15 protein-coding genes are annotated in these 18,627 nt (G+C 44.5%); 4 read left to right on the top strand and 11 right to left on the bottom strand.

Annotation, left to right across the window (positions count from 1 at the left end; all coding sequences use genetic code 11):
- Position 1: 1 nt before the first annotated feature.
- Both ftsA and ACTHQF_RS08595 read right to left on the bottom strand, forming a co-directional pair.
- A complete protein-coding gene (gene ftsA, locus ACTHQF_RS08600; RefSeq protein ID WP_440429704.1) occupies positions 2 to 1,333 on the bottom strand; it encodes a cell division protein FtsA in 1,332 nt (443 codons plus the stop codon).
- A gap of 406 nt (positions 1,334 to 1,739) precedes the next feature.
- Positions 1,740 to 3,533, bottom strand: a complete 1,794-nt coding sequence (locus ACTHQF_RS08595) for a hypothetical protein (RefSeq protein ID WP_440429703.1) — start codon at positions 3,531 to 3,533, stop codon at positions 1,740 to 1,742.
- A gap of 128 nt (positions 3,534 to 3,661) precedes the next feature.
- Between ACTHQF_RS08595 and ACTHQF_RS08590 the strand changes: the two genes are divergently transcribed.
- The 4 genes from ACTHQF_RS08590 to hemN all read left to right on the top strand — a co-directional run bounded on the left by ACTHQF_RS08590 (position 3,662) and on the right by hemN (position 7,806).
- The gene (locus ACTHQF_RS08590) at positions 3,662 to 4,852 is read left to right on the top strand and encodes a PAS domain-containing sensor histidine kinase (protein WP_440429702.1); all 1,191 of its coding nucleotides are present in this window, start codon (positions 3,662 to 3,664) and stop codon (positions 4,850 to 4,852) included.
- Positions 4,845 to 5,903: a response regulator gene (locus ACTHQF_RS08585; protein ID WP_440429701.1), complete on the top strand. Its 1,059-nt coding sequence runs from the start codon at positions 4,845 to 4,847 to the stop codon at positions 5,901 to 5,903. Before ACTHQF_RS08590 ends, ACTHQF_RS08585 begins: the two co-directional genes overlap by 8 nt.
- A gap of 78 nt (positions 5,904 to 5,981) precedes the next feature.
- On the top strand, positions 5,982 to 6,455 hold the full coding sequence (locus ACTHQF_RS08580; protein WP_440429700.1) for a lactate dehydrogenase: 474 nt from the start codon (positions 5,982 to 5,984) through the stop codon (positions 6,453 to 6,455).
- Complete coding sequence (hemN, locus tag ACTHQF_RS08575) at positions 6,445 to 7,806, top strand: oxygen-independent coproporphyrinogen III oxidase (protein WP_440429699.1); 1,362 nt, start codon at positions 6,445 to 6,447, stop codon at positions 7,804 to 7,806. The genes ACTHQF_RS08580 and hemN overlap by 11 nt, the downstream gene beginning before the upstream one ends.
- Before the next feature lie 4 nt (positions 7,807 to 7,810).
- On the opposite strand, the gene ACTHQF_RS08570 is transcribed toward hemN, so the two are convergent.
- From ACTHQF_RS08570 to ACTHQF_RS08530, 9 genes are all read right to left on the bottom strand, one after another.
- The gene (locus ACTHQF_RS08570) at positions 7,811 to 8,497 is read right to left on the bottom strand and encodes a sulfite exporter TauE/SafE family protein (RefSeq protein ID WP_440429698.1); all 687 of its coding nucleotides are present in this window, start codon (positions 8,495 to 8,497) and stop codon (positions 7,811 to 7,813) included.
- A complete protein-coding gene (locus ACTHQF_RS08565) occupies positions 8,494 to 8,919 on the bottom strand; it encodes a FixH family protein (protein ID WP_440429697.1) in 426 nt (141 codons plus the stop codon). The genes ACTHQF_RS08570 and ACTHQF_RS08565 overlap by 4 nt, the downstream gene beginning before the upstream one ends.
- A gap of 3 nt (positions 8,920 to 8,922) precedes the next feature.
- Entirely contained in the window at positions 8,923 to 10,251 is a 1,329-nt protein-coding gene (gene ccoG, locus ACTHQF_RS08560; protein ID WP_440429696.1) for a cytochrome c oxidase accessory protein CcoG, read from the bottom strand.
- Positions 10,252 to 10,253: 2 nt separating this feature from the next.
- Positions 10,254 to 11,057 (bottom strand): cbb3-type cytochrome c oxidase N-terminal domain-containing protein, encoded by an 804-nt coding sequence (locus ACTHQF_RS08555; RefSeq protein WP_440429695.1) that lies wholly within the window; start codon positions 11,055 to 11,057, stop codon positions 10,254 to 10,256.
- Positions 11,058 to 11,059: 2 nt separating this feature from the next.
- Positions 11,060 to 11,227 carry a hypothetical protein gene (locus ACTHQF_RS08550; RefSeq protein ID WP_440429694.1) on the bottom strand — a complete coding sequence of 56 codons (168 nt, stop codon included), beginning with the start codon at positions 11,225 to 11,227 and terminating at the stop codon, positions 11,060 to 11,062.
- Between the two features lie 11 nt (positions 11,228 to 11,238).
- Positions 11,239 to 13,350 carry a cytochrome-c oxidase, cbb3-type subunit I gene (gene ccoN / locus ACTHQF_RS08545; protein ID WP_440429693.1) on the bottom strand — a complete coding sequence of 704 codons (2,112 nt, stop codon included), beginning with the start codon at positions 13,348 to 13,350 and terminating at the stop codon, positions 11,239 to 11,241.
- A 76-nt stretch (positions 13,351 to 13,426) separates the two neighbouring features.
- The gene (gene ccoS, locus ACTHQF_RS08540) at positions 13,427 to 13,606 is read right to left on the bottom strand and encodes a cbb3-type cytochrome oxidase assembly protein CcoS (protein WP_440429692.1); all 180 of its coding nucleotides are present in this window, start codon (positions 13,604 to 13,606) and stop codon (positions 13,427 to 13,429) included.
- Positions 13,603 to 16,002 carry a heavy metal translocating P-type ATPase gene (locus ACTHQF_RS08535; protein ID WP_440429691.1) on the bottom strand — a complete coding sequence of 800 codons (2,400 nt, stop codon included), beginning with the start codon at positions 16,000 to 16,002 and terminating at the stop codon, positions 13,603 to 13,605. The genes ccoS and ACTHQF_RS08535 overlap by 4 nt, the downstream gene beginning before the upstream one ends.
- Before the next feature lie 91 nt (positions 16,003 to 16,093).
- Complete coding sequence (locus ACTHQF_RS08530) at positions 16,094 to 18,523, bottom strand: TonB-dependent receptor domain-containing protein (protein WP_440429689.1); 2,430 nt, start codon at positions 18,521 to 18,523, stop codon at positions 16,094 to 16,096.
- Positions 18,524 to 18,627: the final 104 nt, after the last annotated feature.

Genomic DNA, 18,627 nt, shown 5'->3' with positions numbered 1-18,627 from the left:
ATTATACCAGCTTTGTTAATCCCATTTTTAGCAATCCAATGCTGGTCGCGTAAACAGGGTTATTTAGCTTTTCAGCAAACCTGGCTCCAAAAAGATCTGTTTTCAGATGCAGGATAGGGGTTCCTGCATGACATTTAAGTCCTGTAATCTGTTCGCCAAGCTTTCTAAGGTTTTGCAGGGCTGAGTCACCGCCTGTAAATACAATTCCGCAAGTTAGTGACCGACCATTTAATGCCTGTACGATGTCATTGTAGGCAGCACCGATAAGCTCTTCCATTCTCGACTGAATGATAAGTGCAAGATCGACCTTGGAGATGAAACGGTCTTTGGTGCCATTCAGGATCTTATACTGGATGATTTCAGCAGGGTCAGAATACTCAGGCAGCACAGAACCATAGGTTTTCTTGAGTAATTCAGCTTGTTTATTGCTCAAGCCTGTAAACTGTTTAATGTCTGCGGTTATTGAATTTCCACCAAGCAAAATCGTGTTCGCATACCGCATGATGCCACTCTTGTATACCACGATGCTTGTCACTGCTGCGCCGATATCGATCACCGCAATCCCTTCTTCTTTTTCTTCCTCACAGACCACGGCTTCAGCAGAAGCAATGGCAGTGGGATAGATGGTCTTAATGCCACTTCCCGCCTGACGCACACACTTATGTAGATTGCTCAGGGCAGTGACTTCTCCGGTGATGACGTGGAAATCAGATTCAAAAAGTTGCCCGGACATCCCTATGGGATCACGAATATCTGGTTCATCATCGATAATAAAATGTTGTGGTTCCAGATAAACGATCTGTTCGCCGGCAGGATAGGGGTTTCCTTCCATTTCCTTCTTCAGGCGGATGATATCTTCCGCTCGAATGTCCCTGATCATGTCTTCACGGATGATTACACCGCGTTGATCAAGGTTATTACAAACACCAGAGTAGTTGGCAATAACCTGATTAATCTCCAGATTGGTAGTTTTGCTTGCCGCCGCCAGCGCTTCTTTGATGGCAGTGGTCGTTTTTGTAAGATTTGAAACTGAACCTCTTGTCAATCCTTCAGAAAGCGCTTCACCGATGCCCAACACTTCTATCTGGCGGTTTGTATCCAAGCGCCCGATTACAGCAACCACTTTACTTGATCCTACGTCCAAGCCCACAGCTATCCCGTTAGGATTATCGTTTAAAATGACCGGCATTGCAGCTTCCGGGGCAGCCGTTGAGGTGGTTTGCAACCCGGGCTCATGTGAAGTTTCCTTATCTTCTGTCCAAAGCGATTTGAATTGTGGAAACTGGCCGGAACTAAAACGCTCAAACATTGCGAGCAGGCCTTTTTTCTTCATATAGGGTGAAGTATAGATAAACTTCTCTATACAAACGAATAGTTTTTTAAAATTGTTTGCTCGCGAACGCTTTGAAGCTCATTTCAAAGGCCTTTATTTAAAAACGCCGCTGATCCGTAAAGGCTGGATCTTCATCAATGAGCATTTCAGCTGTAGAACCGACTCAATCTAATACTAAGTTCTTGACTAAGCACTGCAGCAGATGCACTGAAAAATGTTAGACAAAAACACAGGTTTCTCCGGAGGTTTTCCCAATACCATACCCTTAAAACCTGTGTTCGCACCTGCTGTATGGTAACAATAATCGTAAACAGCTGCAGCTTATTGTGTAAAACAAGACGCACAATATATTTACCGCTGGTGTTGAATATGTACACATCCGTGATACATAATATTTTAGTTAGAATTATGCTGTACAGACTGGTTGAGAAAGGTCTACTAAAAGCTGCTCTGCTTCTGCAAGCTGCTGATCCATATTCCGGATGAGTTCTTCCTTTCCTGATTTAAGTTTAGGGATCAGGTTTTTATAATAAGCGATCCCTTGATGCATCTGTTCGGAAAACTTTTTCCAATATTTTATCTTCTTATCGTTCACAACCTCAAGCTGGGTTTCCATGTCTTTTTTAAGATAATCCAGGTACAAGCGTAGTTCGTTAACAAATAGATTGGGCCGGTTTACTTGCTTCAGCAGATCAATTCTGCCATAGATATGATCTATCATCTCTGTTAGGCTGTATTTGCCTGAGAAATAGGCGAGGTTTGGCCCCGGACAGATACTCACAGCATCACTTTCCTTTGGTCTCAGAAGTTCGTTCTTAAGGTAGGCTGAAGCACAAAGCCCTTCACATAAACATACCTTTTCCGTAATGGAATTAAATTGTGCCCGGTAGGCAGGTTCGGGAAGTCCCATGCCTTTTAGCTGATCAATTTTCAGGTTCTGGTATTCACGGGATGCCGTACAGATTGGCTTTTCTGTGAACTCCGTGTTGGTGCATAAGTATTTTTTTTTGCAAGGACTTCCAGGTCGTCCTTTTTCAATGCGGTCCAATCTGAGTTGTTCCGCAGTGCTGTGCCTGAAATTATTAAATAGTACCCCTAAAGGTGAGGCATTGCTGATGTAAAAGTCTTTTTCTTCTGCAGTTACCAAGGCATCCAGCGTTTTGTTATCTACGTTTGTTGCCTCTGGAACAAGCAGAAAGGGACTTCCCCATCCAGCAGCGTCAAGATTATAATGCTCCATAAGGAAGCGGTGTTCCTCGGCAGTGCCGATACCACCCTGATAAGTAACCGTCTGCTTAGGGTTTTCCGAAACCCTCAGGCCTTTCGCAAGACTTGCCGCTAAATAGATCTTGAGGATGTCCTCGTACAATGTTGTTCTGTTTTCCTTAAATTCCTCCAGGATTGGACCCATGAGTAATCCATCTGTCGCAAAGGCATGTCCTCCACAGTTTAAACCGGATTCTACACGAAACTCAGCGACCCAGAGTGCCCTTTTTGCCAGCATCTTCGCCTGGATAATCGCGGAACGATAATCACTTACTTTCAGAATGATCTTCTTCAAGGGTGTACCATTTACGGGAAAAAAGCTGAGGCATTTTTCCATATAGGCATATAGTCGGGGATTTAAGCCTGCAGAGATAATTACAGAAGACTTTAGATCGCTCTCCTCGAAGCCCCGCATGGCAGCCAACGCATCGGTGAAATCATCACCAGCATACTCGCCATTAGCAGTATAATTTGCCTTGTCAACCTTCGACATAATGTTCACATCGATACTGCCGGCCTTAATCTCTTTTTTTAATTCCAAGCCAGTTGAAGCCTTTATTTCGCCGGCTGGTAGCGCCTTGAATTCTTCGTATTTGCGTCTAAGTGCCGAGTTTGATGGTAGAATTTCGAAGTACTTACATAAATCACTTCCCGGAATGAATTCCTGTGCTTTCATCGTTTCCACCTGTTGTTTCACCAGAATGTTCAGGAGATTTAGATAAGCGCTAATTCGTTTTGCCCGGCTGTCCGGATCTTTAACAGCTATGGGTTCATAGCTCAGCCCGTTAGTTAAACTATGGTGTTTACGCATGCGTTCAACAAGCTCATCATCAACGATAGAAACAACGGATGAAATCCCAAAACGGGCAACTTTCAACGGGGTATCAATAGAATAACCTAGACCTAGAACGGGAATATGAAATGTGTGACTCATGAATGAATTAATAGATTGTGACAAAGAAGCGGACATTTTGAATTATAAAAGATGATCCAAGTCACCTTTATGGCATGATCGTAATCAAGTTTCATGGCAATACAAAAATTATATATTTGTAAACTCCGATGGAAAAAGCAACATTACTGAAAGCCATTATTGAATCAGCAATAGATGGTATAATCACTATAGATAATCGTGGTTTAATTGAAAGCCTGAATCCGGCAGCCTTGAAGTTGTTTGGGTACGAGGAGACCGAAGTCATCGGCAAGAACATCAGCGTGCTGATGCCTGAGCCCGACAAGTCGGCCCATGACGGCTATTTACACCGGTATGACCATAGCGGAGAAAAACGTATAATTGGTAAAGGGCGTGAAGTGCGGGGCTTACGAAAAGATGGAACTACTTTCCCTTTCCGACTAGCTGTAAGCGAGGTTCAGTATGAAGACCGTAAGATCTACACGGGCTTTGTTCATGATCTATCTAAAGAAAAAGAAGCGGAAGAGCAATTAAGACAGTATGCTGCCAAACTCGAAGAACTGGTTGATGAACGCACCAACTCCCTGAAAGAGATTGTTAAAGCCCTTCGTGATGCAAAGGAAGAGGTGAGCATCTCACTCGAAAAGGAGAAGGAGCTCGGCCAGATGAAGAGCCGCTTTGTCTCAATGGCCTCTCATGAATTTCGTACGCCGCTAAGTTCGGTACAGTTATCCGCCTCTTTGATCCAGAAGTATGCCGAACCTTTTGACAGTAAACCCATTCAAAAACATGTTAACAAGATAAAGAATGCGGTAGGAAACCTCACGACCATACTTAATGACTTCCTTTCTCTGGAAAAACTGGAAGCCGGGCGGGTGGAAGTAAACCCTAGCACCTTTGATCTGGTAAAGCTCTCCGAGGAGGTCACTGAAGAAATGCAAATGATTGCCAAACAAAACCAACATATCATTTACCAGCATACTGGTGCAAAAAGTCTCGTGCACCTGGATCAGAACCTGCTAAAAAACTGCATGATCAACCTGATCAGTAATGCCATCAAGTACTCTGGAGAGAACACCTTCATAGAATTCAATACCGAAATCAATGAGGAGGGTTGCAATGTGATTGTAAAGGATAATGGTATCGGTATACCAGAAACGGATCAGGTGTATCTGTTTGAACCTTTCTTCAGAGCACATAATACCGGCAACATTCCAGGAACGGGGCTTGGTTTGAACATTGTTCGCCGCTATGCCAGCCTGATGAAAGGTACGCTGCAATTCAAAAGCATCATCAACAAGGAGACTACTTTTATACTGTCGTTTGAAAATCATGGATAAAGCTAGAATACAAATCATTGAGGACAATGACGATATCCGCGAGAGCATCGTTGAAATACTTGAACTTGCCAACTACGAAGTTATTGCTGCCGATAATGGCAAGAAGGGCATTGAACTCGCCAATCAGCATCTGCCAGATTTAATCCTTTGTGATATCATGATGCCAGAGCTTGATGGTTATGGGGTACTATACTTGCTTAGTAAGAACCCGCAGACAGCCTCCATACCATTCATCTTTCTTACTGCTAAGGCAGAGCGCATAGATATGCGTAAAGGTATGGAGATGGGCGCGGATGATTACCTGACCAAACCTTTTGACGACATGGAGCTGCTGAATGCGGTGGAAAGTCGTCTTAACAAGAAGATTAAACAAGAGCAGTTCTACAGCAAATCGCTGGAAAATATTCATGATCTGATCGGCACTGCCTCAGGTATGCAGGCGCTTAGCAAAGCCATTGCCCAGCGCAAGATGCGCAGTATCAAGAAAAAGCAGGTAATTTACTATGAAGGTGATTCTATTGCTGGCATTTATCTGGTGATGCGTGGAAAGGTAAAGACTTTTAAATTGACACCCGATGGCCGTGAGCTTATGGTGGGTATCTATACCGACGATCAGTACTTTGGCATCCCTTCATTGCTGCTCAATGAACCGCATGCGGAGACTGCAGAAGCCATGGAAGACAGCACCATTTGTATGCTCCCGAAAGAGCTGATGGAAGAACTCTTGAATAAATACCCGGACATCGGCCGCCAGTTCATCAAGATCCTGTCGAATAATCTGCTCGACCGGGAACAGCAGCTACTGCAACTTGCCTATTTCTCCGTGCGTAAACGCCTTGCCGAAGTGCTGATCCGACTGTACAAACAGGAACAATCCAGCGATCCTCTGAACATCAAGGTGTCCAGGGACAATCTTGCTGCATTAGCAGGAATGGCTACCGAGACGGTCAGCCGTATTCTGAGTGATTTCAAGTCAGAGAACATCATTGAACGCAAAGGCAGCCACATTCAGATCCTGAATCTTCAAATGTTGCAGGAAATGAAAAACTGACGAAGATCATTTTTACTGCTGACTAACCTCATTCCTCCTTCAGTGGCAGGCGACTACTTTTGATGGTAAATATTTATTATGAGAGTAGTCGCTTACAATATCAAATCTTTTGAAAAAGAGCCGCTGGCAGTGGCTAACCGAAAGAAACATGAAATCACCCTGATTTCCAATCCCCTAAACGTGGATACGGCCTTGTTTGCTGCAGGAAAGGTTGCTGTGGTGGTAACCAAAGAAGATGACTTGTCTGATCAGGTTATACGAAAGCTGTCTGAATTAGGCGTTAAGTACATCGCTACACGTTCAGTATCAACGGAGCACATCAATATCGATACTGCTGGGGAAATGAATATCAAGATTGCAGCCGTACCTCCGGATTTACTCCAAACCAAAACCATGGATGAAATCGCCGCAACTCTTGCTGAGCAAACCATTATAAACCTTGATGCCTGGCAGGGAAAATCCTGTTTAGGCAATGCCTGTGTTTGCTCCAGATCATGCGACCGCGACCCTGTAGATTTCCTTAACCCAGCAATCGCCAAACATGAACACTAATTTAGCTCATAAATATAATGTACCGGTGCCAAGGTATACAAGTTATCCAACGGTTCCTTACTGGGATGCGACCTATTTTACACCCGATGCCTGGGGCAAAACCGTGATCGATGCCATTAAAAATACCGAAGCTGGCGAAGGCATCAGTCTTTACATCCATTTGCCGTTCTGTGAAAGTCTATGTACCTATTGTGGCTGCAATACAAGGATTACCAAAAACCACAAAGTAGAAGAGCCATACATTAAAGCGGTGCTTCAGGAGTGGCAAATGTACCTCGACCTCATTGGCAAAAAGCCGGTAATCAGGGAACTGCACCTTGGTGGTGGTACACCCACATTTTTCAGCGCAGCCAATTTGCAGATGCTGATCCAGGGGATCTTGGACCATGCAACCGTACACCAGGATGCTGCTTTCAGCTTTGAGGGCCATCCAGGCAACACGACACAGGCGCATCTGGAAACGCTGCATCAGCTTGGTTTCAAACGTCTGAGTCTTGGAATACAGGATTTTGATCCTCGTGTACAGCTGATCATCAATCGTATCCAAACCGTAGAAGAGGTGGAACATACAACCACCGTCGCCAGAGAAACTGGATATAATTCCATTAACTACGACCTCATTTATGGACTTCCGCTCCAAACACTTGAAGGTTTACAAGAAACCGTAGCAGAGGTGATCCGTCTTAAACCAGACCGCATTGCTTTTTACAGTTACGCCCATGTACCATGGGTTAAACCTGGCCAGCGCCGTTATACCGAAAAGGACCTGCCGGATGCGGCCCTTAAGCAAAAGCTCTATGATACCGGTCGCCAGATGTTAAAAGCTGCTGGTTACGAAGAAATCGGCATGGATCATTTTACCCTTAAAACCGATAGCCTGTACCTTGCCGCACAGGAAGGCAAACTGCATCGCAATTTCATGGGCTACACCGATCAGTATAGCAGATTGATGATTGGACTTGGTGTTTCTTCCATTTCCGACTCCTGGGCAGGCTTTGCGCAAAACGAGAAGAAAGTGGAAACCTATTTGGAAATGATCAATCAAGGGCAGCTGCCAGTATTTAAAGGCCACCTGTCGAATACAGAAGATCTGATCCTCAGACAGCATATCCTGAATATCATGTGTCAGGGTTATACCAGCTGGGAACAACCCGATGAATTCTGCACAGCCTTTTTTGAAGGCTTGAAAAGGATGGAGGAACTTGAAGCCGATGGCTTAGTAGAGATTGGTGCAGCGAGTCTTCATGTTACCGACACTGGTAAGCGTTACTTGCGTAATATCTGCATGACCCTAGATGCAAGACTTTGGGAGAACCAGCCAAAGACACAACTATTCAGTATGGCGGGCTAAGCGACTACTTACAAACTGCAGTACCAGAATGAAGGGCTGGACTTAAATAAGGTATATTTAGGTCCAGCCCTCTTAGTATGAACCAGATGCCTAAACATAATATGAAATATGGAATAACGCGGTTTATGCGGTTACGCAGGATAGCCCCGGTCATTCCGCTTGTCACCGCTGCGATAAGCATCAGTGGAGCAGTGCCTAATCCAAAGAAGAACATATATGTTATTGCTTCAGGAACACCAGGCTGATTTACCGCACCGGCAAGCGCCAGATAAACAAAACCGCAGGGTAGCAACCCGTTGATCATACCGATGATCAGATGGTTGGCCTTGTGCTTCAAAGCATAGCCAAAAAGCTGATGAAATGGCTTAAGCAACAGGTTGTACTTTGAACTGGAACGTACTGCTACTTTAAATATCCTTGAACAAGCTGCAAGGAGGATTAGTAAGCCACTAAAGATGCTCAAGCCCTGCTGCATACCGGCCATCCAAAGCTGATTGCCGATCAGCCCTATAATCAAGCCCAGTATAGAATAAGATATGATACGGCCCGCCTGGTACATGCTCTTATCAAGCAATAGCCAGCCGGCGCCTTTCTGTAGGGAAGGAACGGCAAATGCAAGCGGGCCGCACATGCCTATGCAATGCACACTACCCAGCAAGCCGATCATGAAAGCTAAATACGTTTCACTCATGGTAACATGATCTCTTTTTCATATAAATAAGGTCTACCCATACTGGTCCAGTCCAGCTGCACTTTCCAAAGGCCGGTCTTCTGACTGCCAACTGGTATTGCAAAAGTATTTCCCTGATCGGTGTTGATTTCAAACTGTTGATCAAGCTTTTTATCCGCAGTGCGGATCATCTTCATCTGGCCGGTAGACTCCCGTTTGAAAGTTACCACCAGGCTGTCGTTGCGAAGTACTATGGTTGGCTCCGCCCGATCCATATTCACGTGCGATTTTTTACGGTAGTCCAGGTTGTAGTTAATCCCTTTTTCGTAATAGTCGGTATCCACCAGCGCATCACTGTCGCTGCGCATCATCAATACCGCATATACAATGATCATGGTCATGAAACAGCCCATGCCGATCATCAATTTTGTTCCCCAGTTCATATCTTAATTGTTAGGTGGTGCAATAAATGTTGTTTTAAATCTGTCGATAACTTTGCCTTCCGAAAGCAGTTTAAACTTCATCTCTGTTTTAAACTGCTTCACTGCATCCTGCGGCATCAGCACAAAAAAGGTGAGTTTAACCGTGCCGCCATATCCAAGCTGATTTTCCTTTTGGATGTACTGAATCTTCGCCGAAGCATCTTCCGGTACAATCTCGAAACTTAGCGCTTTACTGGTCTTGTTCACCAGTTCGGCGTTGTACAGGTTACTGACCTGCTTGTCATCACGCATCTGGTAGAGTGTTCCGCTTGCCCGCAGTATCGTAGTTTTTACATCCGATCGACTAAGCATCAGGAAGGTTAATGCCGAGAGCAATACGACAAGCACGGCTGAATAGCCATAAATTTTACGACTTACCCGGAATGGCTTGCTGAACTTGATCTCGTCTTCCGACTTAAAGCCGATCAGGCGCAAGGGTCTTTCAATTTTCTCCATCACCATATCGCAGGCGTCAATACAAGCGGTACAGTTGATGCACTCCATCTGGGTGCCGTTACGGATGTCAATGCCAGTAGGGCATACCTGAACACACAACTTGCAGTCGATGCAGTCGCCCTTTACCATTTCGATGCCCTTCTGCACTTTTCCCCGGGGTTCCCCGCGATTGTAATCATAGGCAACGATCATACTTTGATCATCAAGCAGTACCCCCTGCAGTCGACCGTATGGACAGATGACCGTACATACGATCGATCGGATCCTGGAGAATACCAGGTAAAAGATGATGGTGAAGATCAGGATGGAAATAAATCCAGAAAGGTGGGTAGAGACTGGCTCGGTGATGATGGCCAGCAGGGTGTCTGTTCCAATTACATAGGCCAGGAAGATATTTGCAATAAAAAAGGAGATCAGAAAGAAGATGCTGTGTTTAACAGCTTTCCTCATAAACTTGTCCAGGTCCATTGGTCTGTCATTCAGCTTCCTCTGTTTGATGGGCTCACCTTCAATCCAGTATTCTATTTTTCGGAATACCATCTCCAGGAAGATCGTCTGAGGGCAAGCCCAGCCACAGAAAACCCGTCCGAATACCACGGTAAATAGGACGATGAATACAACAAAGCTGAGTAGCGCCAACACAAAGAGGTAGAAATCCTGTGGCCAGAATATTATCCCGAAGAACACGAACTTACGTTCCAGAATATTAAGGAGGATGAGTTGTTCTCCATTAAACTTTATAAATGGGGCGGCGAAAAGCAGCCCCAGAAAAAAGTAACTTAAAAGCGTACGGTATTGGTAAAGTTTACCCTTTATGATTTTTGGATGTATAGCCATTGCTAAGGTTGTTTTTCACCCTGCGCAGCTTTTGCATTCGCAGGGTTGCTTCCTTGTAGCGAAAGCACGTAATTGGTCAGGTCAGCAATCTGCTGTGCACTAAGGGATTTTTCCCATGCCACCATACCTTTTTCGGGAACACCGTATTTAATTACCTTAAACACGTCTTTAACGGTTCCACCGTGTAACCAGTATTCGTCTGTTAAATTGGGTCCAACGATACCCTCTCCATTTTCGCCGTGGCATGGTGTACAGCGGTTCACAAATAAGGCCGCCCCGGATTTGATGATAACCTCATCTTTAGATTGCTCAATGTTATTTTCATTCACAGAATTCTTTGCGTTCTTAGGATCCGAAAGAAAGGCTTCTTTATCACGTGCAGCTTGTTCAATTTCTGCCAGGTATTCCTGATCCTGATCCATTCCGGTACCAAATACCTCATAGTGGAACAGGTAAGCCACAGAGAATATCAATGTTCCATAAAACAACACCATAAACCAGCGCGGTGTTGGGTTGTCCAGCTCTGCAATACCATCAAAGGTATGCTCCATGACCAGGTCCTTTTCTTCAGACAGCGGCTTCAAGCCCATTAGCCTGGTCCAGATGGATGGCTTCGGAGGCAACAACGCGGCGGCTTGTTGTTCGGCCAGCCTGCGTTGTTCACGTTCTTCATTGCTTGCAAAAGGTGTTGGATTAAGCGCCTCATTCGCAAAAAGTCTTATCACTTTAAGCATAAGCATCGCTACGAAGAGAATTATCATTGCGGTGATACAGAGTACAATCACCATTAAGTCTTGGTAGCTCATGATTAAGATTCTTTATCGTTTAAGGGTAGCTCACTCATATATTTTACTTCGTCCTTTTTCATCATCAGTAATACCACGCCTACCAGGAGGAAGAATAGTACAAAGATGCTCAGTGAACTGATCAGGTAAACTTCACTACCGTTTACCAGGGTTTGAAATTGCTTAAACATATCCCTATAGATTATTGTGCTTTAATGTCTGTTCCAAGGCGTTGCAGGTACGCAATTAGCGCTACGATCTCTGCATCACTTTTCACTTTGATGTTGTTCTTTCTTAAATCGGCTGCGATCTCTTTCGCTTGTGCATCAAGATCCTGATTCGCCTGATGTTCATAGCCTTCAGCATAAGGTACACCCAGGCTTCTCATCGCATTGATCTTTGCTACGGTGCTGCTGGTATCCAATGCCTGGGTACTTAACCATTCGTACGGTGGCATGATACTACCAGGTGACATGGTTTGCGGATCTACCAGGTGGTTGAAGTGCCAGGCGTTTGAATATTTTCCACCTTCACGTGCCAGATCTGGTCCGGTACGTTTGGAGCCCCAGAGAAAGGGATGATCATAAACAAACTCGCCTGCCTTGCTGTACTCGCCATAACGTTCCGTTTCGGAGCGGAAGGGGCGGATCATCTGTGAGTGGCAGTTTACACAGCCCTCTTTGATGTATAAATCGCGGCCCTGAAGTTCCAATGCGCTATATGGTTTTACACTAGCAATCGTCGGGATATTGGATTTAATGCTGAATGTTGGCATCATCTCGATCATACCACCGATCAGGATAACGATCAGGGATAGTACCATAAACACCATTGGTTTGCGTTCTAATACCCTGTGCCATTTTCGGTCTGTACCTACAGCCACAAACTCTTGTGGCAGTGCTTGTGCTTCAGCAGCCTCATCCGCTACGAGTTTACCGGCTTTCGCAGTTTTGATGATGTTGTAAGTCATTACGATCACACCCACGAGGTAGAAGAACCCACCCAATGCTCTAAGCATATACATCGGGATGATCTGGATCACGGTTTCCAGGAAGTTTGGATATTTCAGTACACCTTCTGGTGTAAACTCTTTCCACATCAAGCCTTGTGTAAATCCCGCAAAGTATAATGGAACTGCGTAGAAGATAATACCTAGTGTGCCAATCCAGAAGTGGAAAGATGCCAGTTTCTTAGAGTATAGTTCAGTTTTGTATATTCTTGGAATCAACCAGTACAGAATAGCAAAAGTCAAGAAACCATTCCAGCCTAAAGCGCCTACGTGTACGTGTGCTACGATCCAGTCGGTATAATGCGCTATGGCATTGATCTGTTTAAAGGCTAACATCGGACCTTCGAAAGTCGCCATACCATAGGCGGTAAGACCCACGACCATGAATTTCAGAATCGGATCTTCACGTACCTTGTCCCATGCGCCGCGAAGTGTTAACAATCCATTGATCATACCGCCCCAACTCGGTGCGATCAACATCACGGAGAATGCTACACCTAAAGATTGTGCCCATCCCGGTAATGATGTATACAGCAAGTGGTGTGGACCAGCCCAGATGTAGATAAAAATTAGTGACCAGAAGTGCAGGATACTAAGTTTATAAGAATAAACCGGGCGATTGGCCATTTTCGGAAGGAAGTAGTACATCATTCCAAGGTATGGGGTCGTTAAAAAGAATGCCACCGCATTATGGCCATACCACCATTGTACCAGCGCGTCCTGTACACCTGCAAATACGTAGTAACTTTTAAAGGCAGAGATCGGTAATTGAAACGAGTTTACGATGTGTAGTACTGCTACAGTCACGAACGTTGCGATGTAAAACCAGATGGCTACATACATGTGCTTCTCACGACGTTTAATGATCGTTCCGAACATATTGATACCGAATACCACCCATATCAAGGTGATGGCAATATCAATCGGCCACTCCAGCTCAGCATATTCGTGTGATGAAGATAAGCCTAGTGGCAAGGTGATCACTGCAGCCACAATGATCAGCTGCCAGCCCCAAAAGTGAATCTTACTAAGCACATTACTGTACATACGTGCTTTTAAAAGGCGTTGAAGCGAATAATAAACGCCCATAAAGATTGCATTTCCAACAAAAGCAAAGATTACCGCGTTGGTGTGCAAAGGCCTGATTCGGCCAAAAGTGGTGTACTGGCTACCCATATTCAATTCCGGGGTAAACAGCTGCATGGCAACAAGCAGGCCGACGGTCATGCCAATGATACCCCATACGATGGTGGCAATGGCAAAGTCCCGCACAATCTTATTGTCATAGTAGAATTTCTCAGTCATAACGATTTGTTGTTTGAATGTTTGATGGTGTAAAAGTAGGGGGCTGCGCTCAGCCTGGTAATGATGCTAATTCCGGCTAAATATGATCCTCATCACTTTTTTCAATACCGGGTTTAACCTCATCATCAAACAGGATCCGGAGTCCTGGAGTATAGGTGTCGTCATGTTGTCCGGACTTGCTCGCCCAGAAAAAGGCGACTAAAAAGATTAGCGCCAGCAGAATGCTGACGCCAATGAGCATATAGATCATGTTCATAGCAGATCGTTTTTACGGGCGTATAACCTTGCGGTGATACTGGTGAAAAGGATGATGGTTGCAGTACTTGCCGGCATTAAGATGGCCGCAATCAGCGGTGACAGAAGTCCCTGCACGGCAAACGAAAGTCCCACAATATTGTATACAAGGGAAATGGCGAAACTCATGTGGATCACCTTAACAGCATCTTTAGCCTGCTGGATAAAAGCCGGGATCTTGCTAAAGCTTGCGCCATCCAGAATGGCCTCACAGCCCGGGCTGAAGTTGTTGATGTTGTCCGTTACCGCGACACCAAGATCACTTTGTTTCAGCGCTCCGGCGTCGTTCAGCCCATCGCCAAACATCAAAACCTTATGACCTTTTTCCTGCAGCGCCTTGATATATTCCAATTTCTGCTGCGGACTTTGTTTGAAGTGCATTTGGTTCCCTTCAGGAAAAATGGTCAATAGGTCCATACGGTCATGATCCTGATCTCCCGACAGCAGATGCAGGTTAGCACCCTTTCGCAGGCTTATGGTTAAAGCCTTCAAGCCGTCGCGCCATTGCTGCCTGAACAGAAAATAGCCGAGATATTGATTATCGATCACCACATGGACGGTCGTTCCTGTGATTGACTTTTCCGGTGCAATTTCCGTGAAAGCAGCATTGCCAATTTTGAGCTCATGATCCAGGATGGACCCACTTAAGCCACGGCCAACCATCTCACGATAGTTGTTCACAGTATGCTGTTCGGGCAAGTCGAGCCACTTCACCAGCGTACGGCTTAATGGATGACCAGAGTTTCTGGAAAGGTCACTGACCCATTGCAGTTGTTCCTGACTGATATTTCCCTGAAAGCTGAAGCCAGCCCCATCAGGATTGCTGATTGTGCCGGTTTTATCAAAAACGAAGGTGTCGATACGAGCCAGTTGCTCAATAACAGCGGTATTCTTCAGGTAGAATTTATTTTTATCAAAGATGCTTAATACTGCTGCCAGGGTAAAAGGAGAGGCGAGGGCCAGAGCGCATGGACAGGCAATAATCAGCACGGCAGAAAAAGAAGCAATCGCTCTTGTGGGATCAGCATGAAACATCCAGAACAAAGCACTTCCAAGGGCAACCGTCAAGAGCATGATGCTGAAATATTTGCTCGCCGTTGCGCTGAAGGTCATAATGGTGTTCTTCTCCATGCTGAACGTCTCATTGTTCCAAAGTTTCGTCAGGTGACTTTGAGACACTGCTTTTACAACCTCCAGTTCAATCGCTCCATCCAGCTGTCTGCCGCCGGCATAAACAATTTCTCCAAGTACCTTATGCACGGGCTTAGATTCACCGGTAACGAAGCTGAAGTCTACATTTGCGTTACCTTTTAGCAGTATGGCGTCGGCAGGTACGATCTCATTGCTGCGGATGAGCATTCGCTGACCTTTTTTAAGTTGATCCAATGGAATCGGGCGCTCACGTCCATCCTCGAGGATGGTCACCGCTACAGGAAAGTAAGAACGGTAGTCGCGCTCGAAGGATAGGTGGTGATAGGTGCGTTGTTGCATCCACTTGCCAACCAGCAGGAAGAAGATTAAGCCACATAGGGTATCGACCCAGCCTGGGCCGGAATTGGTAACTACTTCTACAATGGAACGGATAAACATCACCGCAATTCCAAGTGCTAAGGGGAAGTCGAGGTTAAGTACCCCTTTTTTAAGGTTTAGCCAGGCGCTGGAGAAATAGTCGCGTCCACTGTAGAATACAACGGGGAAGGCGAATGCAAGATTTAACCAGCCAAAAAAGGTTTTAAGATCCTGTTCGAAGCTGGACAAGCCGAAATACTCCGGGAAGTACAGCAACATGGTATTTCCGAAACAAAAGCCTGCAACAGCAATCTTGGTGATCAAACTACGGTCGGTGGACTGTTTCTGTTGCTCCTTTAACACATCCTGCAGGCTGATCAAAGGTTCATAGCCAATGTTCAGCAGCGTTTCTGCAAGTGCCTTTAGACTTAATTCCTGATATTTAAAGGTGATGTAAACCTGCTTTTTAAGAAAATCTACACGGGACTGTGTTATCGCAGGATTGATCTTATGAAGGGATTCCAGCAGCCAGATGCAGGAGCTGCAATGAATGGCTGGAATGTAGAGCGTAATGATGGTGATCTGATCATCCTGGTAGTCAACCAGCCCAGCCGCAATCTCCGGTTCGTTAAGGTAGTCGAGATTTAAAGCCCTTGGTTTCTGGGTCTGCCCGGGTACATCATTATAGATGTAGTAGTCGCTGAGGTTATGCTCGTGTAAAATGCTATAAACGCCAACACATCCAATGCAACAAAACTTTCTATCGTCTTTCAGCAGCGGAGAGGCTGGGAGTGCCTCCCCGCAGTGAAAACAAATGGTATCGAGTTGTAATTCTTTGGTTTGTAACATGAATTTTCAATATGCCCAAAGATGACATATCCACCCATGCTACAAAATGACCAGCCTTTTTCGAAAAAATGATGCTGGTCACTTTTTGGGATTATTGTCCCAGGCGCTTTTGTTCCGCGTCAAGTGCAGTTTGGCGATCTCTTGCTGATTTTACCGTTGATTTACCAAAACGCTGCGTGTAAGTAAGTCTCACACTGGTAGATGTACCCCATTGCTTTAAGGTGTATTCATTACCTTCCAGGTTGCTGGATATCCTTGGTTTTTGTGTATGGAACACGTCACTTACCCCTAGTTTTAAGTTTCCGTTTTTATTAGGGAAGTTGTAACGAAGTCCCGCATCCGAAGTGAAGAATGTCTTCAAATTTAATGCATTATCAATCTGCGGCGTGCTATAGAAGAAGCTGGCATCGGCACTCCATGAACTAGATAAAGTAAAGTTATGTTGCATGTAAATGTTACCTGTAAACTGCTTAGAGTTTAATTCGAAACCATTCAAATTCGGACTCTTTAATTGCTTATGATAAGCGACGATATTATTGTTGAAATTCCACCATTTTGTGATCTTTACCGGGATGTTTAAAGTTAAGGATACCACATCATCAGAAGCAAGGTTTAGATTGGTTTGATACATGGAGTTTAATGCGGCATTCTGCAATAGAATTTGTGTAATTACATCTGAAACATGGGTGTATGCTAAGGCAACACTATACTTCTGTTTGAATAAATAATTCAGCTCAAAATTTGTCGCAAATTCAGGCCTTAAGTTTGGATTTCCCTGATTATAGGTGTACTGATCCAGGTAGTACATAAATGGGTTTAAATTCTGGTAATTCGGGCGGTTTATCTTTCTTGAATAGGAGAAATTAAGTACACTGTTTTCACTGAAATTCTGACTTACAAATACTGATGGAAAGAGGTTGGTATATTTTCGGTCAATTTTCTCGTTCATGGTCACGGAGGTACCGATGGAATGTGTCCTTTCTGCGCGTAACCCGGCCTGCACCGATAGCTTCCCAAGTGTCGCACTGAAGGTGGTATAGGCAGCGCTTACTTCCTCGCTGTATTTAAACCGATTACTGCGGTTCGGATCACCAAGCCAGCCCGCTGCGACCTGATTTTCAAAAATGAAGTTGTTGTCACTTTCTACGTCAGCATACTTCAATCCGGCTTCAATTTTTAACTTCTTGTTCAGTGGCAACACATAGTCAGCCTTTAAGGCTTTTATGTTGATGTCTGATGGCGCAAAACTTCTGTAAATCTGTCCATTTTTGAAGAATGTTCCATCCGGACGGAAGAAACGGTTTTGATAGAAAGCATCATTATCGCCGTCAAAGGTACTATAATCTGCATCTATGGTCAGTTCCTGCCCTGCAGTGTCTAACACACCCTTATAGTTCAGGTTGTAAGAAAAGTTTTTACGTGCACCTTCATTACGAGCAGGTGTCCTCAGGATCGAGTCTGTTTGCCCCAGGCTACCGCCGATGTTGGTTCTGCTGAAGCTATCCTCTTCGCGGTTGTAAATGTTACCCTTCACCAAAAATCCTACGGTATGTTTATCCGACAGAAAGAAATCTGTCCCTACTTTGAAGTTGTGTGACTTGTTACTTGAAGTGTCTGTGTTCCGTTGGCTAAAATACAAGCGATTATCTACATTCGGTGTTACACGGTCAATAAGTAAGTTTTGTTCCCATTTGTTCGTGTTATAGCTATAAGATCCAAAGGTGTTGAAAAAGTTTTTGCGGTAATTCAGGTTAATGTTATTGTTGCTGGAAGCACGTTTATTGTATCCCGCACCAATTGCGATATTACCATTGAAACCATCTGCTTTGTTTTTTTTCGTTTTGATGTTAATGACACCACCTGTACTGTTAGCTTCATAGCGAGCGCCGGGATTGTTCATTATTTCAATGCTTTCGATCTCGCTGCTCTGCATCGATTTCAGCAGGTTTACCACTTCCTCCTGGCTTAAGTAGGTCTGTTTTCCATCTATCGTTACCAGTACATTACTCTTACCGGAAAGCGAGATGTTCTCGTTATGATCGACCACAACACCCGGTGCTTTTCGTAACGCCTCCAATGCATTTAATCCAGCTGCAGAAGGTGTGGCGTCAAGGTTAAATACCAGCTTATCTGCCTTTCGTTCCAATACTGGTCGTGCTGCGGTTACAACAACTTCATTTAAATTATTTGAAGTTTCCTTAAGTAGTAATGCTGGTACAGAAAAATTCTTTTCACCGTTTAATTTAATCGGCTTTGAATTCACTTTGTTATATCCCATTGATGTTGCTACAATGTAATATGATCCAGACTTTGTTTTAAAATTATACTGGCCATTTTCATTGGTCATAGCAGTACTAACAAGTGCTGAATCTATGCCGGAATATAGTAATACAGTGGCAGCAGGAATACTTTGTTTGTCGTCTTTAACCAGGCCTTCCACACTGATTAAATCTTGCGAAAAAGATGTGAGTGGGAGCAAGTAAAATAGACATAATAGGGCGGTCGTAAATATCGTTTTCATGATTGTAATCTTTGGCTATAAGACGACGATAAATACCCAATGGTTACAAGCAAGAATGTTAAATTTGTAAAATAAATATTTTAATTTTGCTGTAACAAATGAAG

Source organism: Pedobacter sp. SAFR-022, assembly GCF_051965375.1.
Classification (GTDB): Bacteria; Bacteroidota; Bacteroidia; order Sphingobacteriales; family Sphingobacteriaceae; genus Pedobacter.
Note: the sequence above shows the minus strand (reverse complement) of the source record. Positions and strands in the feature narration are given on the sequence as shown.